This window comes from Cupriavidus sp. BIC8F (genome assembly GCF_032465815.1).
GTDB lineage: Bacteria > Pseudomonadota > Gammaproteobacteria > Burkholderiales > Burkholderiaceae > Cupriavidus > Cupriavidus necator.
This window is the reverse complement of the sequence record NZ_CP136094.1, coordinates 2,624,720-2,649,298: the sequence shown is the minus strand read 5'-3', so window position 1 is coordinate 2,649,298 and position 24,579 is coordinate 2,624,720. Positions and strand designations below refer to the sequence as shown.

The window sequence follows — 24,579 nt, the reverse complement described above, 5'->3', positions numbered from 1 at the left end:
TGGCTTGTATCGGAATGCAAGGTGGTGAGGCGTGGCGCGCGGCGGTGGTCGTCAATAGCTCGCGGTCACGCTGAAATTCAGGCGCGGGTCGTGTCGTTCAGTGCGCTGTCCGTCCTTGAGCGGGTAGCCCAGGTCGAGCCGGCCGCTGACGCGCCGCGCCAGCCGGAAGCTCGTGCCCAGGCCCACCGAGGCCAGCGAGAAGCGGCTGTCCTGCTCGGGCAGCGGCTCGCGCAGGCGCACCTGGCCGGCGTCGACGAAGGCATAGACGCGCCAGTCCTCCACCGCGCCGCCGAAGAAGTCCAGCGGCGGCGTGCGCAGCTCCACCGAGCCCACCACGCCGTAGTCCCCGGTGCTTTCCGCCGACAGGTAGCCGCGCACGGAATTCATGCCGCCGGCCGCGATCTGCTCGCTGGACACCAGCGGCGAATCGGTGATCTGCGCGGCCAGGCGCCAGGCGAGCTGCGCATTGCCCTTGAAGTTGTAGGTGCCGCTGGTATCGCCCTTGAGCAGCAGGAAGCTGGGCGAGGCCTTGTAGCGCTTGTAGTCGAACTGTTCCCAGTTGCTGCCGTAGCCAAGGAAGCTGCGCGTGCCCGCGACCAGCGCTGCGTTGATGCCCAGCTGGCCGCGCTCAGTCTGGGTGAAGCCCGCATAGGCAAGCGTGATCGGCGCGTACTTGAGCGGCACGGTGTCGCCGGCATTGCCCAGGCGCGTGACCTCTTCGTTGTCCTTGAAGTCCACGCCCAGGCTCAGCGTATGCCACCATGCCCCGGTGTCCGGCACGGTATAGGTGCCGCGCAGACCGACGGCGTGGCCCTTGCCCAGCACGCTGGTGCCGTTCACCGTGGCCACGTTGCTGTCAGACAGATAGCCCGACGCCTCCACGCTCCAGTTGCTGCCGCGGATCGGCGCCACATAGGAGCCGGACCACACCTGGGTCTGGTTCAGGTCCTGCGGCGCGCCGAAGAAGCTCACGGACGCGCTGTGGCCCAGCTGCCAGAGGTTGTCGTGGCCCAGCGAGGCAAACGCGCGCAGCTCCTTCGTATCCGCGCTGTAGTCGTTGTTCAGGCCAACGCTGGCGCGCCACGGACTGCTGTCGTCGACCTTCAGGTCGACGTCCATGGTGCCCGGCATCGCGCCCTGCCGCACCAGCGGCACCACCTGGCGCTTGGCACTGCGGTTCAATGCGGTCAGCTCCGTCTGCGCCTGCGTGAAGTCGGGCACAACGCCTTCAGCCAGCGCCGGCACCTGCTCGCGCACCTCCAGCGGCGAGTTGTACTCGGCACCGACCACGCGCACGCGGCCCACGCGGGTCTCGCTGACCTGCAGGATCACGACGCCGTCGGTGACCTGCTGTTCCGGCAAGTCGACGTAGACCGATTGATAGCCCTTGGCCTGGTAGACCGCCAGCAAGGCGTCGCGGGCGCCCTCGATATCCTTCATGGTGCGGGCCGGGCCCAGGAACGGCGTGACCGCCCGCTCGATCGAACGGACATCCAGCACCGTATTGCCGCGCACGATGTACTCGTTCACATTGACGCGCCGCTCGGCCTCGGCGGCCTGCGCGCTTGCCGGCGCAGCCGCCGCGGCCTGCTCCGCTGCCGCCTGCTGCGCCGCCGCCGTTCCCAGGGTTCCCAGTCCAATCACTGCCAGCCACACCGCCCGCCAGCACGAAGGCGGGCCGCTCTTCTTCACGTCATGCATTGGATTGACTCAAGCTTCTTGTTCGAATCGATTGCCGCCGCGCCCCTGCCGCAACGCCCTGACCAAGGGCACGGCAGGCGCGCATCCGATCGCAGGACATGATGGCGAGCCCTCATGTCAGCATTGCGCACGGTGCCTAGACGGACGGCACTGGCGCCGCCTGTCGTTTGTCACAAAAGATTCATCGAAGAAGAAAGAGGGAGGCGCGGGGACAGCGCGTCAACGGCAAATCCCTGCGCGAGGATGGTGCCCGCGAGCGCAGCATGCTGGCTATACTGCAGCGGCTTCGCCAGCGCCCTGCCTGGCGGTCAACGAAGGGGGTATCGGATGCGGACCTGGCTGACGCTATGCGCCGTTGCGGCGCTTGGACTGGTCGACATGGCACCCGCCGCCGCTGCGGGACCCGCGCCCTGCGTCGAAGTCGAGGTCAACGGCGAGCGCGCGCCTTCGTTCCCGTGCCTGACGCGGAAGCTGCAACCTGCCAACGCAGACAGGCCGGCACGGCCTGACAGCGGACTGGCGGCCGAGGCGATCGCGCAGCGGCCCTCGAACCAGCTCGGCCTTTATAACGAGGCGGCCACCAGCCATCGCATGGGCAACACCTTTGGCACGTCGGTGTATCCGCAGCGCCCGGCCAGTCCCGCGCCGGGGGCGCCGGTCATTCCGCGTGCGCAGCCTTGAGTGGTTGGCGGCAAGGGTGGCGCAGCGCGGCTCAGCGGCCCATGCGCGCGTCGTAGCTGCGCGAGATGCGCTCCAGCAGGCGGGGATCCGACGGGTCGGTGCCGTCGAACTGCACCCGCACCGTGCCGTCGGCCTGGCGGCGCACGCTGGCCCTCACCGGCAGGTTGTTGCGGGTTCCCTCCACCGTGCCGGCAACGGCATCCTCCGTGCTGATCGCCACGCCCTGGTCGCGCATGGCGCCGGCGGCCGCGGCAAAGGCGCGGTCGTAGCGGCTGGGCTGCAGCCCCGGGTAGGTGGTCGGGACCACCTCGGCAGGGTAAGGGTAGGGATAGCATGCCGTCAGCACCGGCACTGCGGCGAACACGGCAACACCCGCCAGGAGCCCGAGCCCATGCTTCATGGTGTCACCTTGCTCCAGCCAGGGCCGGGATCGAAGGTCTTGGTCGCCGCGGCCTTGCCGGCGCTGTCCGGCCCCAGGTCGCGCTCATAGACCTGGCCATCGTGGCTGACCATGAAGCTCTTCACGCCGGTATCGCCATACCGCACCGGCCAGGCCAGCACGGCGAAGCCGCCGAACAGCTTGCCATTGACGACATAGTTGTACGCGCCGCCGGGTGCGTTGGGCCCCTGCGCGGTCAGCAGCTTGAAGTGATAGCCGTAGTAGCCGCCCTGCCCCGGGTTGTGCCGGCCGGCCGTGAGGAACGCAACCCCGAGCGGGCTGGGCGGCTTGCCCTCCGATGTCGGCCAGTACAGCCCGTCCTGCTTGCCCGGCGTACTCGCAAGCTTGCCTGCGTAGGCCAGCAGGCCGTCGCCGTCATGATCGGTCCGGGCGTATTCGCGCTGGGCGTCATAGACCGCGAGCATGGTCTGGATCACGGCGAGTTCATTGCGGCCGATGCGGCGTATGCGCGTCTCGTCGACCCCGGCACGCGTATCGAACTGCCAGCCCTTCGATGTCTTCACCAGCGGCACTGGCAGGGTCCAGCCGTCATTGCCTACGGCGATGCGGGCATGGCTGTCGCCCTCTGGCTGGACCGCATGCGAGATCCGCCAGGCCTCGAGAAAGCGGTATCGGATGTCGGCGCCGACTGGCGGGATCAGGTCGTGGATCCTGGCGCCCAGCAGCACCTTCATGGCATCGTCGTCGCTGGTGGCGACCGCCTCGCCAAAGGCGTTCATGGCAGCCTCGGGGGTTTTGAAGGACTTCTGCGCGTGCGCGGCATGCATGCCGGCAACGGTCAGCGCGAGCGCAAGCGCCAGCGCGCAGGCCAGGCGGCCAGGCAGGGATCGGGCAAGGCTTAGTGGTGACGTCATGATCGAGGCTCCCTGGTCCGCTAGCGCCTGCCACCGCGTCCGCCGCCGCCACGGCCCCCGCCGCCGCTGAAGCCGCCGCCGCCACGCCCCCGCCGCCGCCGCCGCTGACGCCGCTGCTGACGCCGCCGCTTGCGCGGCCTCCGGCCGACTGCATGCTGGAGCGTCCGCGATCAAAGTCGCGCTGCGACGCCGCGCCGCCGCCCACGCCCTGGAATGCGTTGTCCCGCCCGCCACCGCCGCCGCGGTCGGCTACGGTGGTGGCCCGTTCACCGCCGCCCCGTGACCGATCGGCGGCCCCTGCGCGGTCCGATACACCGGCCCGGTCAGAGACCCCGGCCCGATCACCGCCCCGTTCGCCAGCGCGATCACCGGCCCGGTCTCCGGCGCCTCCCGCCCGATTACCCGCCCGGTCTCCGGCCCGGTCTCCGGCACCCGCCCGGTCCTGCCCGCCGGCCCGGTCGCGCGCCGCGCGGTCGGACACGCCGGCACCGCCCTCGCGACCCCGGAACTCATTGCGCCGGTCCCCACCTGGCACATCCCGGGAGAATTTCTCGCGCGTGGCATTGTCGCGGTAGGCCACGCCCTGCCGGTGAGCGGCGTCGTGCTGCCAGCGCCCGCCGCTCTGCACCTTGGTGCGGTCAAAGTTGCGGTCGATATTGGTGGCCCGGTTGACATTGACGTTCACGTCGCCGCCGCCCCAGTTGCAGTTGCCGAAGATCGCCCCGGCGGCGGCCAGCCCGACGCCCCAGGCAAAGCCCGTGGCCAGCGCGGCGCCCGGGTAGTAGGCGGGATAAGGCGGCCAGTAGTACGGCGGGTAGGACGGATAACCCCAGGAACCGTAGACCACGGTGGGGTTGTAGGCCGGGACGTAGATGACCTGCGGGTCGGCCGGTTCGATGCGCACCACGGTCTGCACGCCTGGCGCCGCGGTGGTCGCGGGCTCGACAATGACGTTCTGCTGTTCAGTGGTCTTGAGGTTGCCGGATTGCTGGGCCTTGTTGCGCAGCCGCTGGACCGCGGCCAGCACGTCTTTCTCCTGGGCCAGGAAGGCATCGCCCAGCTTCTGGGTCCAGTCGAGCTTGTCGTTCATCGGCTCAAGCACCTGCGGGAAGGCCACCAGCGACTTCACGCTGACATCCCAGGGCTGGTCGGCCACGGCCTTGACCGCGGCGTCGCCCTTGACCTTGGGGTTGGCCTTGACCCAGCGCGCCGCGTGCACGATCTCAAGCGGATAGGTGGAGGCCATCAGCACCTGCGACAACACGGAATCGGGATAGAGCGCGATCGGCGCGACCAGCGCCTCAAGCTCCTCGGGCTTGAAGGTGGGTGGCGGCTTCGGTGCGTCCTGGGCAGCGGCGCCGCCCGCTGCCGCCGCCAGCGCGACAAACAGCCACGCACAGCCGGACTGAAGCAGCCGCCTGACCAGAAAGGCCATGTTCCCTCCTCGCAACTGGTGACGGAGCCATCCGAGGCGTACTGGGGCAGCGCACCGGGCCGGAGGAAGTTCTCCTGCCGCGTGCCATTGCCAGACGACATACGGAGCGGATATTGCTCCATACGCGCTACGAAGGTAGTACGGAACACATTGAAATTCAACCGAATTCCGGTCGCCGTCCGGCAGGCCAGCCGGCAAGGGTTGCGCCAGGATAATGGATCTGCATGAGGATTTCCCCCGATTTTGCTTCTATCGTAGAAACGAGCCGCCTGTGCGCATGCAAGCGGTACCCCCGGTTTGAAGGTGCATGACCGGACCCTCAAGGCACCGGTACGTCAGTGGAGGAAGATCATGGCCAAGCGGAAAGGGAAGCGCTACGACGACAACCGGAGCCAGACGGAGCCGCCGCGCGAACCAGTCCCGGCCGACAGCCTCGACGAAAAGCCGGACCGGCAGCCGCGCGAGCGCATGTCGGAGAAGGCATACCAGAAGGAGCTCTTCGCCCTTCATGTCGAGCTGGTCAAGCTGCAGCAATGGGTGCAGGCCAGCGGCAGCAAGGTCTGCGTGGTGTTCGAAGGGCGCGACGGTGCCGGCAAGGGCGGCACCATCAAGGCCATCACGGAACGCGTCAGCCCGCGCATTTTCCGCGTGATCGCCCTGCCCGCGCCGACCGACCGCGAAAAGAGCCAGATGTACGTGCAGCGCTACCTGCCGCACCTGCCCGCCGCGGGAGAGATCGTCATCTTCGACCGGAGCTGGTACAACCGCGCCGGCGTCGAACGCGTGATGGGATTCTGCACCGAAGCGCAGGCCGACGAGTTTCTGCGCGCCGTCCCACTGGTCGAACGCGCCATCGTGCATTCCGGCATCATCCTGATCAAGTACTGGCTCGAGGTCAGCCCGGAGGAGCAGACCCGCCGCCTGCTGGGGCGCATCAACGACGGCCGCAAGGTCTGGAAGCTCACTGACATGGACTTGCGCTCATACAGCCGCTGGCACGACTATTCACGCGCGCGCGACGCCATGTTTGCCGCATCCGACACCGACTATGCCCCGTGGCATGTGGCCAATTCCAATGACAAGCGCCGGGCGCGCCTGAACATCATCACGCACCTGCTGGCACAGATCCCGTACAAGGCGATCGAACGCAAGCCAGTCAAGCTGCCTGCCAGGCAGAAGGCGGGCGGATACCGGGAGCCCGACTATCCGTATCGGTATGTGGAGGAGCGGTACTAGGGTCTGTCCCCCCCATATGGAACAGACCCTCGGCCGCCCGGAGCCCCTACTTCGGCAGCTTGCGCGACCTCCAGTTGCCGTCCTTCTCCTTGCAGTACCACCCGGTCCAGGCTTCGGTTTCGCCGGCCCGGCGGAATTCGCTGCGCAGTTGCCGGCAGCGGTCGCCGTGGTCGCGCCGGGATTGCAATGGCGTGAAGGAACCTTCGACCTGCCGCTCCCGCGTATCGGGTGGCAGCCTGAACGGCATGCGGGCGCCGTCGGCGCCCTGCTCCAGGGTCCTGCGGAAGACATCCGTCAACGCCGTGAGCTGGTCCTGGGTAAGCGTGCCGACGATGGTGCCGCCAAGGTAGTGGTCAAAATAGGCAGCGGCCGGCCCCGCCGGCATTGCACCCGCAAGCATCGCGGCACTGCATGCCAGCGCGTGCAGGATCCTGTATCGCCTGTTCATCTTGCCTCCTCCGCCACGGCATGCCCCGAGGCGGGCAAGCGAGGAAGCACGGGTCCCACATGCCCGCCAGCCGCGGCAGCGGCCTATTCGAAGCGCTCGGTCAGAACCATCGCGTCCACCTTGCGCTGCTTCCAGAACAGGTGGTTGATGCGCGGCTGCAGCAGCCGCAGCGCGGCCCCATCGATCGAATTGAAATGCAGCGACACCGCCGGGCGGGTGCCGTCTCCCGGCACGCGTTCGATCTCATCGCAGGCCGGGAAGCCGTAGCGACCGATGAACTCCTGGATTTCCTCGTCGGTTGTCGCCGTATCGATATTCACAAGCATCAGCACACTCATTGACGTCTCCTGAAGGCTCGGGATGCCAGACAGCCCGGTTCCGATGCGGCCATGAATCCATGGGCCCATCTCCCCTTCCTATCTTTAAGCCAGGCCGGATCGGAAGGCAAACTTTGATTCCCGATAGGGAACCCAGGGCAGACTCCGTCACCTGCGGGAGCTTCGATCCGGCTGGCGCCGGGCCGTGCGCCGACGCTAGCGCCCTGCCGCGCGGTAGCGCATGGCGAATTGCCACCCCAGCTCGGCCAGCGGCGCAGCCTTCCTGCCGGTCTCCACGGCATCCGCCGCGGCGGCGTTGCCGCTCCTGGCACGCTGCCCGATGCCGTGCATGATCGCCGCCAGCCGGAAGAAGTTGTAGGCGAGATAGAAGTCCCAGTGCTCGAGCGCGTGCGTGCCGTTGGTTTCGCCGTACCAGCGCAGATAGGCCGCCTCATCCGGAATGCCCAGCACCTGCAGGTCGAGCCCGCCGATGCCGCGCCACAGGTCGGCCGGGATATGCCAGCTCATGCAGTGGTAGGCCAGGTCCGCCAGCGGGTGGCCGAGCGTGGACAGCTCCCAGTCGAGCACGCCGATGACGCGGGGCTCGGTGGGATGGAAGACGAGGTTGTCCATGCGGTAGTCGCCATGCACCACGCTGGTCTGCTCAGCGTCCGGGACGTGCTGCGGCAGCCACTCTGCCAGCGCCGCCAGCGCCTTGTTGTCGCCCATGCCGGTGTCGCGGCACTGGCCGGCCCAGCGCGCGACCTGGCGCGCCACGTAGCCGCCGCTCCTGCCATAGTCCGCCAGGCCGGCGGCGCGGTAGTCGACGCGGTGCAAGGCGCCGATCACGCGGTTCATCTCGCGGTAGATCGCGGCGCGCTGTTGCGGGGACTGGTCCGGCAGGGACTGGTCATAGATCACGCGGCCCTGCAGGAATCCCATCAGGTAGAAGGGCGTGCCAAGGATCGCGGTGTCTTCGCTGTACAGGTAGACCGGGGGCACCGGCACGTCGCTGTCGCGCAGCGCGTGCATCACGCGGTACTCGCGGTCGATGGCATGGGCGGACGACAGCAGCTGCCCCGGCGGCTTGGTGCGCAGCACGTACTGCTGTGCATCGCAGGCCAGCCGGTAGGTCGGATTGGACTGGCCGCCGGCCAGGCGCTCCAGGGTCAGTTCGGGCCGGTCGATCAGGCCTTCTGCGTGCAGCAGCGCTGCCAGCGCAGCGCTGTCGAAACCCGAACCGCCGGTGGCGGCGGAAACTGCAAGGGCTGGTTGCATCGGATCGCTCTCCTCGATTGCGGGTGGGCTCAGAGCGAGCTGACCGCGTGGCCGCCGTCCACGGGCAGCACCGTACCGGTCATGTAGTCGGACGCATCCGAGGCCAGCAGCAGCAGCGCGCCGTCGAGCTGGCTGGGCTGGCCCAGCCGGCGCTGCGGAATGCGCCCGATCATGGCCCGGCCGCTGTCGGTCTCGAAGAAGCCGCGGTTGATGTCGGTCTCGAAGTAGCCCGGCGCCAGCGCGTTGACGCGGATCCCATGCCGCGCCCATTCCAGCGCCAGCGAGCGCGTCAGGTGGATCAGGCCCGCCTTCGCGGCGGTGTAGGCGGGAACCTGCTGCGCCACGCGCAGGCCGAGGATCGACGCGATATTGACGATGCTGCCGCCGTTGCCGGCCTCGCGCATCATCCGCGCCGCGCACTGCGCCACGCGCCAGGCGCCGTTCAGGTTGGTGTCGATCACGCCTTGCCAGGCGTCCTCCTCCACCTCCATGGCCGGCCCGGTGGTGGCGATGCCGGCGCTGTTGACGACCACCTGGACCGGGCCGAGCTGTTGGCGCGCTGCCTCGAACGCCGCACCGACCGACGCAGGGTCCCTGACGTCGAGCGCAACGACGCAGCCTTGCCCGCCCCGCCTGGACAGGTCCGCCAGCACGGCCTCGCCTTCGGCCACGCGCCGCCCCGCAAGTGCCACCTTGCAGCCGGCGCGCGCCAGCGTCCGCGCAAAATGCAGGCCCAGGCCGCCAAAGGCCCCGGTCACCAGGGCCACCTTGCCCTCCAGATCGGCAAACAGGCCGAGGTTGCGTTCTTGCTGGTTCATTGCTTGTCTCCGCTGCATTGGGCTCAGGCGCCCTTGAGCATGTCCTCGACCACCTTCTTGGCGTCGCCGAACACCATCATGGTCTTGTCCATGTAGAACAGCTCGTTGTCCAGCCCGGCGTAGCCGGCGGCCATGGAGCGCTTGTTGATGATGATGGTCTTGGCCTTGTAGGCCTCCAGGATCGGCATGCCGGCAATCGGCGACTTGGGGTCGTTCTTGGCCGCCGGGTTGACCACGTCGTTGGCGCCCAGCACCAGCACCACGTCGGCCTGGCCGAACTCGCTGTTGATGTCTTCCATCTCGAAGACCTGGTCGTACGGCACCTCGGCCTCGGCCAGCAGCACGTTCATATGGCCCGGCATGCGGCCCGCGACGGGGTGGATCGCGTATTTCACGGTCACGCCTTTTTCCGTGAGCGCTTCGGTCAACTCCTTGAGCGCGTGTTGGGCGCGCGCGACCGCAAGGCCGTAGCCCGGCACGATGATGACCGTCTCCGCATTGCCCATCAGGAAGGCGGCGTCATCGGCCGAGCCCGCTTTCACGTTGCGCTGGGCCTGCCCTGCCGGGCCGCTCGCGGCCGCGGCGTCGCTGCCGAAGCCGCCCAGGATCACGTTGAAGAACGATCGGTTCATCGCCCGGCACATGATGTACGACAGGATCGCACCGGAGGAGCCCACCAGCGAGCCCGCGATGATCAGCATCGGGTTGTTCAGCGAGAAGCCGATGCCCGCCGCTGCCCAGCCCGAATACGAGTTCAGCATCGACACCACCACCGGCATGTCGGCGCCGCCGATCGGGATGATGATCAGCACGCCCAGCACGAAGGCGAGGGCCAGCATGACCAGGAACGGCATCCACGCCTGCGTCAGGAAGAACGCGATGCCAAAGCCCACCATCGCCACCGCCAGCAGCAGGTTCAGCCAGTGCTGGCCGGCAAACACCACCGGAGCGCCCTGGAACAGGCGGAACTTGTAGCGTCCGGCCAGCTTGCCGAAGGCGATCACCGAGCCCGAGAACGTAATCGCGCCGACGAAGCAGCCGATGAAGAGCTCGATGCGGTTGCCCAGCGGAATGTCATGCAAACCGGCAGCCGTGATGCCGAAGGCAGCGGGCTCGGCCACTGCCGCCACCGCGATGAACACCGCGGCCAGGCCGATCAGCGAGTGCATCGCCGCGACCAGCTCGGGCATCTTGGTCATCTGGACTCTCTTCGCCACATAGGCGCCGATGCCGCCGCCCACCACCAGCGCGGCCAGGATCAGCGCCAGGCCGGTGCCCGGCGCGGACGGGTCCGCCCCACCGGACAACAACTCGCTCTTCAGCTTGAAGATCAGCGCCACCGTGGTGAGTGCCGCAACCACCATGCCGGCCATGCCGAAGACATTGCCGCGCCGCGCCGTGGTCGGGTGTGACAGCCCCTTGAGCGCCTGGATAAAGCACACCGACGCGCTCAGGTAAGACAGCGTCACCATATTCATCGACAGGCCATTCATTGCGCTACCTCCGCCAGTTTGCCGCCAGGCTGCCCCTTGGCTTCGGGCTGTGCCTTGGGTGCCTTCTTCCTGAACATCTCCAGCATGCGCTGCGTGACCAGGAAGCCGCCGAACACATTCACCGCCGCCAGCGCCACCGCCAGCGTGCCCATTGCGCGGCCAACGTAGCCCTCGGTCAGGCCGGCGGCCAGCATGGCGCCGACGATGATGATGGCCGAGATCGCATTGGTCACCGCCATCAGCGGCGTGTGCAGCGCGGGCGTGACCGTCCAGACCACGTGGTAGCCCACGTAGATCGCCAGTACAAAGATGATCAGGTTGATCACCGTGTGGCCAACTATTTCCATCGAGATCTCCTTGATTGCCGGTTCAGCTGGCCAGCGCCAGTTCTTCGCGCCGCGTCATCAGGCAGGCGGCGACGATGTCGTCTTCCAGGTTCAGCGTGAACTGGCCGTCCTTGTCGATGACCAGCTTGAGGAAGTCCAGCACATTGCGCGCATACAGCGCCGAGGCGTCCGCCGCGACCATGCTGGCCAGGTTGGTGTGTCCGATCAGCACGACGCCGTGGCGTTCGACCACTTCGTCGGCCACCGTCAGCGGGCAGTTGCCGCCCTGCGCGGCGGCCAGGTCGACCACCACCGAGCCCGGCTTCATCTGCTGCACGGTCGCTTCCTGCAGCAGCACCGGCGCCTTGCGCCCGGGGATCAGCGCGGTGGTGATGACAATATCGGCCTGGATCGCGCGCTGGTGGACCAGTTCGGCCTGGCGCTTCATCCAGTCCGGCGGCATCGGGCGCGCATAGCCGCCCACGCCCTGCGCGATCTCGCGCTCGTCGTCGGTGAGGAAAGGCACGTCGAGGAACTTGCCGCCGAGCGATTCGATCTGCTCCTTGACCGCGGGGCGCACATCGGAGGCCTCGATCACCGCGCCCAGCCGCTTGGCCGTGGCGATGGCCTGCAGGCCGGCGACGCCCGCGCCAAGAATCAGCACGCGCGCCGCCTTGACGGTGCCGGCGGCGGTCATCAGCATCGGCATGAAGCGCTGGTAGTGGTGCGCTGCCACCAGCACGGCCTTGTAGCCGGCGATGTTGGCCTGCGACGACAGCACGTCCATGCTCTGCGCGCGCGTGGTGCGCGGCGCGGCTTCCAGGGCAAAGGCCGTGATGCTCGCGGCGGACATGCGCGCGTTGTTCTCGGCGTCGAAGGGATTGAGCATGCCGACCAGCACGGCGCCCGGCTTCATCTGCGCCAGCTCGGCTTCGTCCGGTGCGCGCACCTTCAGCACCAGCTGGGCGCCCAGCGCCTCGGCGGCGCTGCCGATGCGCGCGCCCGCGGCCTCATAGCCGCTGTCTGTCTGGCTGGCACGCACGCCGGCGCCAGCCTGCAATATGACCTGGTGGCCCTGTGCCACGTATTTCTTCACGGTCTCCGGCGTTGCAGCAACGCGCGCCTCCCCCGCCCGCGTCTCAGTCGGGATCCCTATCTGCATTTCAATCTCCTTTGTTCCCGTGCATTCCGTGCGTCGGGGGTGGACGGGCAACCTGTGTGCCGGGCGCCGCGTGCCGGATCAACGGGCAAGGCGCGGCGCCGGTTTTGGCGGTACAGCTCAGCGTGGCACTTCCCCTTCCAGCGTGACGCGGTTCAGCACGCGGTCGGCATTGCCATAGTCTTGCACGGCGTAGTGCATGGTGCAGCGGTTGTCCCACATCACCACATCGCCCTCCTGCCACATATGGCGGTAGACGTTGTCCGGCGACACCGAGTGCTCATACAGGAAGTCGAGCAGCGGGCGGCTCTCCGCTTCGGTCATGCCTTCGATGCACTGCGCGGTGTCGGGGTGGCCGACATAGAGCGCCTTGCGCCCGGTCTCCGGGTGCGTGCGCACGATCGGGTGCACCGCCATCGGCACCTTGTCCGAACCCGTCATCCTGGCCAGCCGCGCCCCCGAGAAGCGGGCCCGCAGCCCTTCGATCATGCGCTGCATCGCCGGCGACAGGCGGTCGTACGAGACGTACTGGTTGCACCACATGGTGTCGCCGCCGATGGGGATGGTGACCGCCGACAGGATCGAGATCTTCGGCGGCACCTCGGTGTAGATCGAGTCCGAATGCCAGGCCTCGGTCGAGGCGGTTTCCTTCGGGATCCTGGTGACCTGGGCCAGTTCCGGGAACTCGGTCAGGCCCTTGAGCAGCGGGTTGCCCTGCACCGGCTTGCCCCAGCGCCGGGCGAACGCGACCTGCGCGGCCGGTTGCAGCTGCTGGCCGCGGAATACCAGCACGCCATGCTCCAGGAACGCCCGGTGCAGGATCTCGAAGCTGGCGTCGTCGAGCGGCTGGTTCAGGTCGACACCGGTCACGGCTGCAGCCACGGAGCCGGTCAGCGGCTTGATCTGGATTGTCATCATGTCTCCTCTTATCTATCGCTTTCTGTCGAATCAGTCGACCAGCAACACGATCTTGCCGACGTGCTGGTCTTGCTTCATGTACGCATGCGCGGCGTCGATGTCGGTCATGGCAAAGGTCCGGTCGATCGGCAGGCGCACGCGGCCCGCGCGCAAGAACGGCAGCATGTCGCGCGCGCAGGCCTGGATGCACTCCAGCCGCTCCTGTTCGGTGCGGGTGCGGAAGGTCACGCCGATCAGTTGCAGGCGCTTGAGCCAGAGCTGCGCCAGGTCGATCTGGGCGGTCGCCGAGCCCAGCCGCGCGATGTTCACCAGGCGGCCCTTGACCGCCAGGCTTTTCATATTGGCCTCGAACACCGGACCGCCGACGGTATCGATGATGATGTCGACGCCCTTGTTGCCGGTGGCCTGCAAGACCACCTCGACCTGGTCGTCCTGCGAGGCGTCGATGCCGACATCCACGCCGAACTGGCTGATCTTGTCCAGCTTGGCCGCCGAGCGCGAGGACGCGATCACGGGCCGGGCGCCCATCAGCGAGGCGATCTGGATCGCCGCCATCGCCACGCCGCCCGAGGCGCCGTTGACCAGCACCGACTCGCCCGCCACCAGGCGGCCGTTGGTGACCAGTGCGTCATGCGCGGTGATAAAGACGTTGGGGAACGCCGCGGCATCGATCCACGACAAGCCGTCCGGCACCGGGATCAGTGCCAACGGGTCGGCCACCACGTACTCCGCCTGGCAGCCGCGGCCATGGCCCATCACGCGGTCGCCCTTGCGCCAACCGCTGACGCCTTCGCCGACTTCCGCGATCTCGCCGGCAAATTCGACGCCGGTGGTAATCGTGTTGCCCGAGCGCAGCTCCTTCGCCTGGTTGATTTCGCCACGGTTGAGGCCGGCAGCGCGCACCCTCACCAGTACCTGCCCCGCCGCCGCCACCGGCACGGGGATATCCTGCACTTCGACCTTGCCGCCCTCGGGGCCCGGTACTACACGGACTGCCTTCACTGTTGTCTCCTTTCCCTGTCTCTCGACGTGTCTCTTGCTGTGTCTTGACTTGCTATGCGCCGCCCAGCGCCGTCGCGCGGATCAGCGAAAGCAGTTCCAGCGCCCGTTCGGCGGCAGCTTCGCCACCCGGATGGTTGCCGCGTACAAATGGCGCCCGCGTATCCTCGATGGCGGCCAGGGCCTGCAGCGGCCTCTCCGCCGCCACCGCCAGCCGCCGGAATTCATTGACCGTCAGCAGGTAGGTGTGGAACACATCCGCCTGCGGCGATGTCGCGCCCAGCTTGTGCAGCAGCGCGTTCAGCCAGTGCGTTCCCGCCAGCATCGCGCCTTCGATGGTCATCTCATAGTCGGCGCTGGAGCACTTCTGCAGCGACGCCTCGAGACTGCGCGCCATCGCCATGTGCTGTTCAATGTTCATGGCGGCCTCCCTCCAGGCGCGCTTCCAGCAAGTCCAGGCAGCGGCGCAGCGCGGCGTCGCAACCCGCGGCAATCCCGGCAGTGGGCGCCAGCCCCTCGCGCAGGCAAGGATCGCGGTAGTGCTCGATGTGCTCCATCGCTTCCATCATCTCGGCGATATCGGCAGGCACCGGCCCCTCCACTTTCGGGCGGCCGACATGCAGCACGTCGCCCAGCGGCCGGAACGCCGGCTTCAGGCTGCCATCTGGCTGCGGCACCAGGTAGACGCCGGGTTGCGTCGGGAACCTGTCGTCGTCAAGCGTGATGCGCGCCTGATGCAGTGCTGCATTGACGGCATGGGTGCCGGCGGTCATGCCTGCCCAGAACCACAGGCCGAAATCCTCCAGCGGATCCAGGCGTGCGCGCAGGGCCTGCAGCTTCGCGATCTTCTCCTTGTGTGACATGACGTTCATGTCGGCCTTCTCCGTTGATTCACTGCGTCGATGCTCCGGCGCAGACAACATCGCCGTTGTCATGACGATAGACAGCGGCCGGATCGATGTCAATAAACTTCTATATAGGACTTTCACTGTTGGAGTAGTGGTTTTCTCTGAGTCCTTCTATTTTTTCTTGACCGTATGGCAGCCTGCTCCCTACATTTGATCTCAACACCTATACAGGAGTTTATCAATGCCACGAGCCATCGTACTGAACCCGGCCGACAATGTGGCCACCCTGCTGGACGCCGGCCAGGCCGGCGACGCCTGCGCGCTGGAAGGCGAGCAACACGGCAAGCTGGTGCTGCTGCAAGACGTGCCGTTCGGCCACAAGATCTGCATCGCCGACACGGTCGAGGGAGAGACCATCGTGAAGTACGGCCAGGTCATCGGCCGCGCCAGCCGCGCGGTGCGCGCCGGCGAACACATGCACGTTCACAACATCGAGTCGGCGCGTGCCCGCGGCGACCTGCAAAAGGGGTAATGCAGATGACAACAACCTTCCTCGGATACCCGCGCGAGAACGGCGCGGTCGGTGTGCGCAACTGGGTCGCGGTGGTTTCCGTGATGGACAACTGCAATCCGGTCACCCGCACCATTGCCCGCACGGTGGGCGGCTGCATCCCGGTCACGACGCTGTTCGTGCGCGGACAGTTCGGCGCCGACCTGGATTTCGCGTTCGAGTCGCTGGCCGGCCTTGGCCGCAATCCGAATATCGCCGCGGTGCTGCTGGTGGGCCTGGAAGACTCGTCGACGGAAGAGGTCGCACGCCGCATCCGCAGCACCGGCAAGCCGGTCGAATGCGTGCACCTGCAGCCCGACGGCACGGTCGCATGCATTGCCGAAGGCACGCGCAAGGCCAGCCGGCTCTCGCTGGCGGCGTCGAAGGCGCGCCGCGTGCCGTGCCCGGTGTCGTCGCTGGTGATCGGCGTCGAGTGCGGCGGTTCTGACACCACTTCCGGACTGAGCTGCAATCCGGTGATCGGCCGCATGGCGGACATGGTGATCGCCGGGGGCGGCACCGTGATCATTTCCGAGACCTCGGAGTTCATCGGCGCCGAGCACCTGTTCGCCGAGCGCGCGGCCGATGGCCGGGTGCGCGAGGCCTTTGTCACGGCGGTGCGCAATATGGAAAACCTGGCGATCTCGCGCGGCGTCGACATGCGCGAGGACCAGCCATCGCCTGACAACAAGCGCGGCGGCCTGACCACGGTCGAGGAAAAGGCGCTGGGCGCGATGGCCAAGGCCGGCACCAGCCCGCTGGTGGGCGTGCTGCGCTATGGCGAGGCACCGCAGAAGAAGGGGCTGCATTTCATGGACGCGCCGGCCGCGGCAGTGGAAAATCTCACTGCGCTGGCTGCCGGCGGATGCCAGCTCACCTTCTTCGGCACGGGGGTGGGCAACCCGATCGGCAGCATGGTGGCACCGACCGTCAAGGTGTGTGGCAACGTCAATACCCTGCACACCATGGCCGACAACATTGACTTCGATGTCAGCGGAGTCCTGCAGAACGGGGACAAGATCTCCGACCTCGGCGAGCAGCTGTTTGGCTATGCGATGGACATCGCATCCGGCACGCGGCTGACCAGCGAGGTGCTCGATATCCGGGAGACCGCGGTCAGTCGATTCGCACTGAGCCTCTGAACAACCATGACCAAACTTAGCAGCGTCTCCGACGCGATCATCCGCTCCATCGAATCCGGCGCGCTGCGCGAGGGCGACCGCCTGCCCTCCGAGGGCGAGCTCGCCAGCTTCCATGGGGTCAGCGTCGGCACGATCCAGAAGGCATTGGCGCGGCTCACGCACTCCGGACTGATCACGCGCGAACAGGGACGGGGCACCTTTGTCTCCGGGACGCGCGTTGCGCCGGCCGATGTCCGTTACCTGCGCTTTCGCGATGAACAGGGCAACGAGCTGCCGTCCTACGTCCACGCGCGCTCGGTAAAGCGGATCAAGCGCAAGGGACCGTGGTCGGAGTTCCTCGCCGGTGACGGCTACGTGCGCATCGAGCGCGTGATCAGTGTCGGCGGCCGCTTCGATCTCTACAGCGAGTTCTGGCTGCGCGAGGAAGACTTCGCGCAACTCGGCGGGCTGGACCGCGATGCCCTGGAGAAGAATCTGCGCGAGCTGATCGGCCAGCGCCTGTCGCTGCCGACGCTGCGCGTGGACCAGTGGATCCGCTTCGGCCCGGCCCCGGCCGCGGCCGCGCAGGAACTCGGGCTCGACCCGGAGGCGCCGGCATTCATCATGGAGTTGCGCGGCTACACGCTGCGCGACCAGCCGCTCTACTACCAGTCGGTCTATGCCGCCCCGTTCGCGGAGCGCCTGATGATCGTGCGGGAGAAATCGACATGAGTATCCGCTGGAACACCGACAGCCTTGCGCGCTGGACCGCCGCCGTGTTCGAGTCGTGCGGCGTCGCGCCCGACCACGCGACGGAAGCCGCCGCCGCGCTGGTGCGCAGCGAACTGCGCGGCTACAAGACGCATGGGCTGACGCGGGTGCCCTCCTACGTCGAACGCCTGCGTGCCGGCGATTTCAACCCGCGCCCCAGTATCTCGCACAAGGCCTTCCCGGGCGGCATCGTGCTCGACGCCGACGGCGCCATGGGCCAGATCGCGGGCCCGCGTGCCGTGCAACTGGGGCTGGAGGCGCTGCAATCGTGCGCGTCGGTGCTGGTTGCCGTGCAATCGTGCGGCCATCTCGGCGCGCTGGGCATCCCGGCGCTGCTGGCTGCCGAGGCGGGTGCCTTCTGCATGGTCGGACAGCGCACGCCGCCCGTGCTGGGCATGGAAGGCTTTGCCCGCGCCGCGATCGGGCACAACCCCATTGCCTTCGGCTGCCCGTTGCCGGGCGCGGCGCCGATCGTGTTCGACGTCGCCTGCAGCGTCGCCGCCCGCGGCCACATCCTGCTGGCCGCCCGTGAAGGCAAGCCGATTCCCGCGGGCTGGGCGCTCGACGCCGACGGCCATCCGACCACCGATGCGCAACGCGCGCTGGCAGGCTCGCTGCTGCCCACCGGCGGGCACAAGGGCATCGGTATCGCCATGATGGTGGAGTGCCTGGCCGGCGCCATGGCCGCCACCGCGGACTCGCTTTCTCCCGCGCGCAACACCGTCTCAGGCGCCGGCGCGGTCGGCCGCCAGGGCGGTTTTGTCTGGCTGGTCAAGCCGGACGCCTTTGCCGGCAAGGACCTGTTCGCGGACTACATGGCGCAGTGGACCGGCAACTATCTTGCCGCCGGCGGCACCGACGCACGGCTCCCCGGACACCGTGGCGAAGCGCTCGAACGCGAAGGCCGCGAGCAAGGCATCGCCCTGCCCGACGCGGTCGTGCGGGAACTGGATGCGCTAGGCCGGGAACTCGGCATCCCCCTCCCCGGCTAGCGCCGCTTCCATCACCTGTATTGCCTGGAATCCGGGTGCCAAGGCACGCCGGCAGGCCCCGTTCAACCCTGTTTGCCTGAAAACCGCCCTTATGAATGCTCCAATCCTCCCCGACGCGGCCCGGCAGGCGATGCAAGCCGTGTCGATCGACGACAAGTACGCGCTGGACTCCGGCCGTGCCTACATGAGCGGCGTGCAGGCGCTGGTACGCCTGCCGCTGTTGCAGCGCAAGCGCGATGCCGCGGCCGGCCACAACACTGCCGCCTTTATTTCCGGCTACCGCGGTTCGCCCCTCGGCACCTACGACCAGGCGCTGTGGCAGGCAAGGAAGCATCTTGCCGATAACCACGTGGTCTTCAAACCCGGCGTCAACGAGGAACTCGGCGTCACGGCGGTATGGGGCTCGCAGCAACTGGACTTCGATGCCGCCAGCAAGCGCTACGACGGCGTATTCGGCATCTGGTACGGCAAGGGCCCCGGCGTCGACCGCAGCGGCGATGCGCTCAAGCATGCCAACCTTGCCGGCACCTCGCCGCTGGGCGGCGTGATCGCACTCGCCGGCGATGACCACGTCTCCAAGAGCAGCACGCTGGCCCACCAGAGCGACCACACCTTCATGGCGTGCGGGCTGCCGGTGTTCTTCCCATCCAATGTGCAGGACATCCTCGACCTGGGCGTGCATGCCCTGGCCATGAGCCGCTTCAGCGGACTGTGGGCCGGCATGAAGACCGTGCAGGAGGTGGTGGAATCGGGCGCCTCGGTGACCACCGACTCGGATCGCGTGCGCATCGTGCTGCCGGAAGACTTCGCCCTGCCCGACGGCGGCCTGCATATCCGCTGGCCTGACGATCCGCTCGCGGCCGAGGCGCGCATGATGGAGTTCAAGTGGCCGGCCGCGCTCGCCTATGTGCGCGCCAACCGCCTGAACCGCAACGTGATCGAGGGATCCAACGACCGCCTTGGCATCATCGCCAGCGGCAAGGCCTACAGCGACACGCGCCAGGCCCTGCTTGATCTCGGCCTGGATGACGCCACCTGCCGCGCGCTCGGCATCCGGCTGCACAAGGTCAGCGTGGTATGGCCGCTGGAGCCCGACAGCGTGCGCGACTTTGCGCGCGGGCTGCGCGAAATCCTGGTGGTCGAGGAAAAGCGTCCCATCATCGAACAGCAGCTCAAGGACGAGCTGTACCACTACCCGCCCGCCGCCCGCCCGGCCGTCTTCGGCAAGTACCACCACACCGACGGCGCCGGCGGCGAATGGAGCCACCGCAAGCCCGCCGAGGACTGGCTGCTGCGCGCCAAGGCCGATCTCTCGCCCGCGCTGGTGGCCAAGGCCATCGCGCAGCGGCTCAAGGCGCTGGGCGTGCCGGCCGACGTGGCCGCGCGCATGGACGTGCGCCTGCAGGAAATCGAAGCGAAGGAACGCGCCACCGCCCAGGGCGATGCGCGCGCCACCGACCGCCTGCCATGGTTCTGCCCGGGCTGCCCGCACAACACCAGCACCAAAGTGCCGGAAGGCTCGGTCGCGACGGCCGGCATCGGCTGCCACGGCATGGTGGTGTGGATGGACCGCTCGACCACTTCCTGGTCGCAGATGGGCGGCGAAGGCGTGCACTGGATGGGCCAGGCACCGTTCAGCAAGCGCACCCACATGTTCGCCAACCTGGGCGACGGCACCTACAACCACTCCGGCCTGCTGGCGGTGCGCCAGTCGATCCATGCCGGCGTGAACCTGACCTACAAGATCCTGTTCAACAGCGCCGTGGCCATGACCGGCGGGCAGCCGGTGGACGGCCAGCTCGACGTGCCGGCGATGACGCGCGAACTGGCCGCCGAAGGCGCGCGACAGATCGTGGTGGTGACCGACGACCCTGACAAGTACAAGGGCGTCAGCAACCTTGCCGCCGGCGTCACCGTGCGCCACCGCGACGAGCTCGATACCGTGCAGCGCGAGCTGCGCGAGGTGTCCGGCGTGACCGCGATCATCTACGACCAGGCCTGCGCCACCAAGAAGCGCCGTGAGCGCAAGCGCGGCACCATGGCCGATCCGGCCAGGCGCGTGGTCATCAACGAGCTGGTGTGCGAAGGCTGCGGCGACTGCTCGGTGCAAAGCAACTGCCTGGCGGTGCAGCCGGTGGAAACCGACTTCGGGCGCAAGCGCAAGGTCAACCAGGACACCTGCAACAAGGACTTCTCCTGCACCAAGGGCTTCTGCCCGAGCTTTGTCACGGTCGAAGGCGGCCAACTGAAGAAGCCCGCCACCACCGCGAGCGGCCGCGCCACGCCTGCGGCCATCCCGATGCCCACGCTGCCGGATGCCGGCAAGCCGCAGCGCATCGTGGTGGCGGGGATCGGCGGCACCGGCATCGTCACCATCGGCGGCGTGCTGGGCATGGCCGCCCACGTCGAAGGCAAGGGTGTGATCACCCAGGACGCGACCGGCATGGCGCAGATGGGCGGGGCCACCTGGAGCCACATCCAGATCGCCGCCAGCCCGGACGCCCTGCATGCGAGCCGCGTCGACATGGCCATGGCCGACCTGGTGATCGCCTGCGATACCGTGGTCGCCGCCAGCAAGACCTCGCTGGCCGCGATGTCGCCGGCGCGGACTTATGTGGTGCTGAACAGCCATATCACCCCGACCGCGGCCTTCGTCCGCAACCCCGACTGGGATCCCCAGGTCGGCGAGGCCGTGGGCAGGATCGCGCAGTCCGTCGGCGAGGGCCAGCTCGCCAGCTTCGACGCCGAACAGGTAGCGAAGCAGTTGCTCGGCCAGTCGATCTACGCCAACCTGCTGCTGCTCGGCTATGCCTGGCAGAAAGGCAAGGTGCCGCTGTCGCACGCCGCGCTGATGCGCGCCATCGAGCTCAACGGCGTGCAGGTCGACAGCAACAAGGCGGCCTTCGAATGGGGCCGGCTGTGCGCCCACGATATGTCAAAGCTACCCGCGCAGCCGTCCGGCTCGCAGGTGATCCAGTTCGTGCGCAAGGTGCCGGTCGAGGAACTGATGAAGAAGCACGCCGATTTCCTGACCGGCTACCAGAACCGGGCCTATGCGGCGCAATACGAGTCGTTTGTCGGCCGCGTGAAGGCGGCGGAATCGGTCGTCGGCGGCACCCGCCTGACCGAGGCCGTGGCCCGCTCGCTGTTCAAGCTGATGGCCTATAAAGACGAATATGAGGTGGCTCGCCTGCATACCGGCGCCGCATTCCGCCAGCAGATCGCGTCGATGTTCGAAGGCAAGGTCCGGCTGGTCCATCACCTGGCCCCTCCCCTGTTTGCGCGGAAGAACCAGGCCGGCGAACTGGTGAAGGGCGCCTATGGCCCGTGGATGCGCACCGCGTTCGGCGTACTGGCCCGGTTCAAGGGACTGCGCGGCACGGCATTCGATCCCTTCGGCTACACCCTGGAGCGCAAGCACGAGCGGGCCCTGATCGGTGAATTCCGGCGCAGCGTGGAAGCATTGCTGCCGGCACTTTCCGCACGAAACCTTGACCTGGCGCTGGAGATTGCCCGGCTGCCGCAGGAGATCCGCGGCTACGGCCACGTCAAGGCGCGCAACCTGGCGGCCACCCGTGCCCGCTGGGAACGGCTGATGGCGCAATGGCAGCAAGGGAGCGCAAAGCCGGGACAGACCAGGGCTACTGAAGCGGCATAAACCAAAGACTGAAACAGCGTAGGCGCCGCCACCCGCACGGGGCCCGCCAGAGACAGCGAGGAGACAACAGATGAAATCCGTACTGAACCGTTTTGGCCGTACCCTGGGCGCGATCGCACTTGCCGCCTGCGCCACCGGCGCGCTGGCACAAGGCGGATACCCCAACCGCCCGATCCGCATCATCGTGCCCTGGCCGGCGGGCGGCGGCGTCGATGCCGTCACCCGCACGGTGGCCGAAAAGATGACAGCCAGCCTGGGCCAGCAAGTCGTGGTCGACAACCGGCCCGGGGCAACCGGCAATATCGGCGCCGGCATGGGCGCCAAGGCGGCACCGGATGGCTACACGCTGCTGGTCGCCAGCGCACCGATGGCGATCAACGCCAGCCTGCACAAGAACCTGCCCTTCGACATGGGCAAGGACTTCGCGCCGCTGGGGCTGATGGCAAGCTCGCCGTACATGCTGGTAATCCACCCGTCCGTGGGCGGCTCGGTCAAGGACCTGGTGGCACGCGCCAAGGCGGAGCCCGGCAAGCTCAGCTATGCATCGGTCGGCCCGGGCACCCAGCAGAACGTGATCACTGAGGTGTTCAAGGAGACCGCCCATATCAACGTCGTGCACGCGCCCTACAAGGGCGGACCGCAGGCGCTGACCGACATGGTCGGAGGCCACATCCAGATGATGTTCCACGGCGTGCCGGCGGTGATGCCGTTCGTCAAGGGCGGCCAGCTCAAGGGCATCGCCGTGGCCAGCAGGCAGCGGCTGCCGTTGTTCCCGGACGTGCCGACCATGGCCGAAGCCGGCTTCCCGGGTATCGAGGCGAGCGAATGGTATGGCCTGGTCGCGCCTGCCGGCACGCCCAAGGAGATCGTGGCGCTGCTGAGCAAGGAGATCGACAAGGCGCTCAATGCGCCGGGCGTACGCCAGCAGCTCCTCAGCAGGGGCTATGAGCCGGCCAGCCAGAGCTCTCCGGACCAGTTTGCGACGTTCATGGCGGCCGAGCAGAAAAAATGGGCGCTCGCCATCAAGCAGACCGGATTCCGGCTGGAATAAGGCAGCACGGCCTGGCGGCGCCAGGCCGCGACCCGCCTCAACCGACTCACTTCATCAGACTAACAACCGCGCGCGGCGGCGTCTTGCCCGCATCCGTACCAGCAATGGCCGCGCCAGGAGACAGCTTTGCCCTTCGATCCCACCACCACCATGGCGTCGCCAGTGTCCACGCCCGCGCCGGCCGAGGACAACCCCAAGCCCATGTCCAGGACTTCTGCGGTCACCGCCATCACCATCGGCGGTGCCCTGGAGTTATACGACTCGGGGGTGTACAACTTCTTCGCCACCCTGATCATTCCCCTCTATTTTCCTGTCGGCAATCCGCTCGGCCAGTTGCTACTTTCGTTCGGCACCTTTGGCGCGGGCTACCTGATGCGGCCCCTGGGCGGACTGGTGATCGGCGCGTACGCCGACCGCCACGGCCGCAAGCCCGCGGTGCTGCTGTCGATGTGGCTGATGGCGTTCAGCGCCCTGATCCTCGTGGTGACGCCGACCTATGCACAGATCGGCTACCTGGCCCCGATCCTGATGATCCTCGCACGCCTGCTGCAGGGCTTTGCGATCGGCGGTGAGATGGGCTCGGCCAGCGCCATGCTGCTGGAGTACGCGGACGAACGCTCGCGCGGCTTCTACACCAGCTGGCAGACGGCCAGCCAGGGTATTGCCGCCGTGTTCGCAGCGCTGGTGGCGCTCTCGCTCAGCCATACGCTCAGCGCCGATGCCCTCGAGCATTGGGGCTGGCGCGCTGCATTCCTGCTCGGCATCCTGGTAATCCCCATCGGCCAGCTGATCCGCCGGCGCCTGGAGGAAACGCTGGTGCCGCCGCCGCGCAAGAAGGCCGCTGCCGGCGGATGGCAGCTGATGCGTCAGCACTGGCGCGAGCTGGTGGCCAGCGTGCTCCTGATGACCGGCCTCGCCGCGGCGGTACACCTGATCGCCTACTATCTGCCGAACTACGCCACCTTCCAGCTGCATATCCCGCGCGGGGAGGCGGTCTGGGCCGGCTTCGTGGCCGCGGCCATGATGGTGGTGTTTGGCCCGATCGCCGGGTGGATGTGCGACCGCGTCGGGCGCCGCACCATGGTGTGGTGGTCGCGCGTGGTGTTGCTGCTGATGGCCTATCCAGCCTTTTTCGTGCTCAACACCTTTCCGTCATTGACTTGCCTGCTGGTGGTGGTCGGGTGCCTGGCCATCCCCATGGCCATGACTTCGCCCGCCACGCTGGTGCTGGTGAGCGAGGTATTGCCGCAGCGTCTGCGGGCCACCGGCATGTCCGTGACCTACTATGTGGCCATTGCGATATTCGGCGGCTTTGCCCAGTTGTTCTCGACCGTGCTGATCCACCTGACAGGCAGTCCCAATGCGCCGGCGTTCTACCTGATCGGCTGCGGCCTGGTGTCGCTGCTCGGGTTGGCCATGGTGCCGGAGACGCTCGGCCGGCGGCTCTCGTAAGCCCAGCACCGGC

At 67.6% G+C, this 24,579-nt stretch carries 23 protein-coding genes and 1 pseudogene; 9 read left to right on the top strand and 15 right to left on the bottom strand.

Translation table 11 applies throughout. The features are described from left to right. Positions 1-51 precede the first annotated feature (51 nt). Positions 52-1,701 (bottom strand): ShlB/FhaC/HecB family hemolysin secretion/activation protein, encoded by a 1,650-nt coding sequence (locus RS901_RS12420; protein ID WP_316149053.1) that lies wholly within the window; start codon positions 1,699-1,701, stop codon positions 52-54. 327 nt (positions 1,702-2,028) lie between these two features. Here RS901_RS12420 and RS901_RS12415 point away from each other — a divergent pair, with 327 nt between their 5' ends. Beyond that, entirely contained in the window at positions 2,029-2,382 is a 354-nt protein-coding gene (locus RS901_RS12415; protein ID WP_316149052.1) for a hypothetical protein, read from the top strand. Between the two features lie 31 nt (positions 2,383-2,413). Here the strand turns inward: RS901_RS12415 and RS901_RS12410 are convergent, their stop codons facing one another. From RS901_RS12410 to RS901_RS12400, 3 genes and pseudogenes are all read right to left on the bottom strand, one after another. Beyond that, entirely contained in the window at positions 2,414-2,782 is a 369-nt protein-coding gene (locus RS901_RS12410; RefSeq protein ID WP_018315177.1) for a hypothetical protein, read from the bottom strand. Then, positions 2,779-3,696 carry a DUF2950 domain-containing protein gene (locus RS901_RS12405; protein ID WP_316149051.1) on the bottom strand — a complete coding sequence of 306 codons (918 nt, stop codon included), beginning with the start codon at positions 3,694-3,696 and terminating at the stop codon, positions 2,779-2,781. The genes RS901_RS12410 and RS901_RS12405 overlap by 4 nt, the downstream gene beginning before the upstream one ends. 20 nt (positions 3,697-3,716) lie before the next feature. Then, positions 3,717-5,131, bottom strand: a pseudogene (locus RS901_RS12400) (DUF3300 domain-containing protein). 351 nt (positions 5,132-5,482) lie between these two features. Here RS901_RS12400 and ppk2 point away from each other — a divergent pair. Further along, positions 5,483-6,367, top strand: a complete 885-nt coding sequence (gene ppk2, locus RS901_RS12395) for a polyphosphate kinase 2 (RefSeq protein WP_410054109.1) — start codon at positions 5,483-5,485, stop codon at positions 6,365-6,367. Between the two features lie 46 nt (positions 6,368-6,413). On the opposite strand, the gene RS901_RS12390 is transcribed toward ppk2, so the two are convergent. From RS901_RS12390 to RS901_RS12340, 11 genes are all read right to left on the bottom strand, one after another. Continuing rightward, positions 6,414-6,815 carry a hypothetical protein gene (locus tag RS901_RS12390; RefSeq protein ID WP_316149050.1) on the bottom strand — a complete coding sequence of 134 codons (402 nt, stop codon included), beginning with the start codon at positions 6,813-6,815 and terminating at the stop codon, positions 6,414-6,416. A gap of 83 nt (positions 6,816-6,898) precedes the next feature. Next, positions 6,899-7,153: an RNA-binding protein gene (locus RS901_RS12385; protein WP_316149049.1), complete on the bottom strand. Its 255-nt coding sequence runs from the start codon at positions 7,151-7,153 to the stop codon at positions 6,899-6,901. 195 nt (positions 7,154-7,348) lie between these two features. Beyond that, on the bottom strand, positions 7,349-8,410 hold the full coding sequence (locus RS901_RS12380; RefSeq protein WP_316149048.1) for a phosphotransferase family protein: 1,062 nt from the start codon (positions 8,408-8,410) through the stop codon (positions 7,349-7,351). Between the two features lie 29 nt (positions 8,411-8,439). Continuing rightward, positions 8,440-9,228 carry an SDR family NAD(P)-dependent oxidoreductase gene (locus tag RS901_RS12375; protein WP_316149047.1) on the bottom strand — a complete coding sequence of 263 codons (789 nt, stop codon included), beginning with the start codon at positions 9,226-9,228 and terminating at the stop codon, positions 8,440-8,442. A gap of 23 nt (positions 9,229-9,251) precedes the next feature. Beyond that, positions 9,252-10,721, bottom strand: coding sequence for an NAD(P)(+) transhydrogenase (Re/Si-specific) subunit beta (locus RS901_RS12370; RefSeq protein WP_316149046.1), 1,470 nt, complete (start codon positions 10,719-10,721; stop codon positions 9,252-9,254). Next, entirely contained in the window at positions 10,718-11,068 is a 351-nt protein-coding gene (locus RS901_RS12365; protein ID WP_013956254.1) for an NAD(P) transhydrogenase subunit alpha, read from the bottom strand. Before RS901_RS12365 ends, RS901_RS12370 begins: the two co-directional genes overlap by 4 nt. A 22-nt stretch (positions 11,069-11,090) precedes the next feature. After that, complete coding sequence (locus tag RS901_RS12360; protein ID WP_316149045.1) at positions 11,091-12,209, bottom strand: Re/Si-specific NAD(P)(+) transhydrogenase subunit alpha; 1,119 nt, start codon at positions 12,207-12,209, stop codon at positions 11,091-11,093. Positions 12,210-12,326: 117 nt separating this feature from the next. Continuing rightward, the gene (locus tag RS901_RS12355) at positions 12,327-13,121 is read right to left on the bottom strand and encodes a TauD/TfdA family dioxygenase (RefSeq protein WP_316153489.1); all 795 of its coding nucleotides are present in this window, start codon (positions 13,119-13,121) and stop codon (positions 12,327-12,329) included. Positions 13,122-13,154: 33 nt separating this feature from the next. Beyond that, positions 13,155-14,126 (bottom strand): zinc-binding dehydrogenase, encoded by a 972-nt coding sequence (locus RS901_RS12350; RefSeq protein WP_316149044.1) that lies wholly within the window; start codon positions 14,124-14,126, stop codon positions 13,155-13,157. Between the two features lie 52 nt (positions 14,127-14,178). Continuing rightward, positions 14,179-14,544, bottom strand: a complete 366-nt coding sequence (locus RS901_RS12345; protein WP_316149043.1) for a hypothetical protein — start codon at positions 14,542-14,544, stop codon at positions 14,179-14,181. Next, positions 14,534-14,995, bottom strand: coding sequence for a hypothetical protein (locus RS901_RS12340; protein ID WP_316149042.1), 462 nt, complete (start codon positions 14,993-14,995; stop codon positions 14,534-14,536). The genes RS901_RS12345 and RS901_RS12340 overlap by 11 nt, the downstream gene beginning before the upstream one ends. Before the next feature lie 217 nt (positions 14,996-15,212). On the opposite strand from RS901_RS12340, the gene RS901_RS12335 reads away from it, so the two are divergent. The 7 genes from RS901_RS12335 (at position 15,213) to RS901_RS12305 (ending at position 24,566) form a co-directional block, all read left to right on the top strand. Continuing rightward, positions 15,213-15,503, top strand: coding sequence for a UxaA family hydrolase (locus RS901_RS12335; protein WP_316149041.1), 291 nt, complete (start codon positions 15,213-15,215; stop codon positions 15,501-15,503). A 5-nt stretch (positions 15,504-15,508) separates the two neighbouring features. Beyond that, a complete protein-coding gene (locus tag RS901_RS12330) occupies positions 15,509-16,663 on the top strand; it encodes a UxaA family hydrolase (RefSeq protein WP_316149040.1) in 1,155 nt (384 codons plus the stop codon). Between the two features lie 6 nt (positions 16,664-16,669). Continuing rightward, positions 16,670-17,374, top strand: coding sequence for a GntR family transcriptional regulator (locus tag RS901_RS12325; RefSeq protein ID WP_316149038.1), 705 nt, complete (start codon positions 16,670-16,672; stop codon positions 17,372-17,374). After that, positions 17,371-18,405, top strand: a complete 1,035-nt coding sequence (locus RS901_RS12320; protein ID WP_316149037.1) for an Ldh family oxidoreductase — start codon at positions 17,371-17,373, stop codon at positions 18,403-18,405. The genes RS901_RS12325 and RS901_RS12320 overlap by 4 nt, the downstream gene beginning before the upstream one ends. A 91-nt stretch (positions 18,406-18,496) precedes the next feature. Further along, positions 18,497-22,063 (top strand): indolepyruvate ferredoxin oxidoreductase family protein, encoded by a 3,567-nt coding sequence (locus RS901_RS12315; RefSeq protein WP_316149036.1) that lies wholly within the window; start codon positions 18,497-18,499, stop codon positions 22,061-22,063. Positions 22,064-22,133: 70 nt separating this feature from the next. Next, entirely contained in the window at positions 22,134-23,114 is a 981-nt protein-coding gene (locus tag RS901_RS12310) for a tripartite tricarboxylate transporter substrate binding protein (protein WP_316149035.1), read from the top strand. Positions 23,115-23,240: 126 nt separating this feature from the next. Beyond that, positions 23,241-24,566: an MFS transporter gene (locus RS901_RS12305; protein WP_316149034.1), complete on the top strand. Its 1,326-nt coding sequence runs from the start codon at positions 23,241-23,243 to the stop codon at positions 24,564-24,566. Positions 24,567-24,579: the final 13 nt, after the last annotated feature.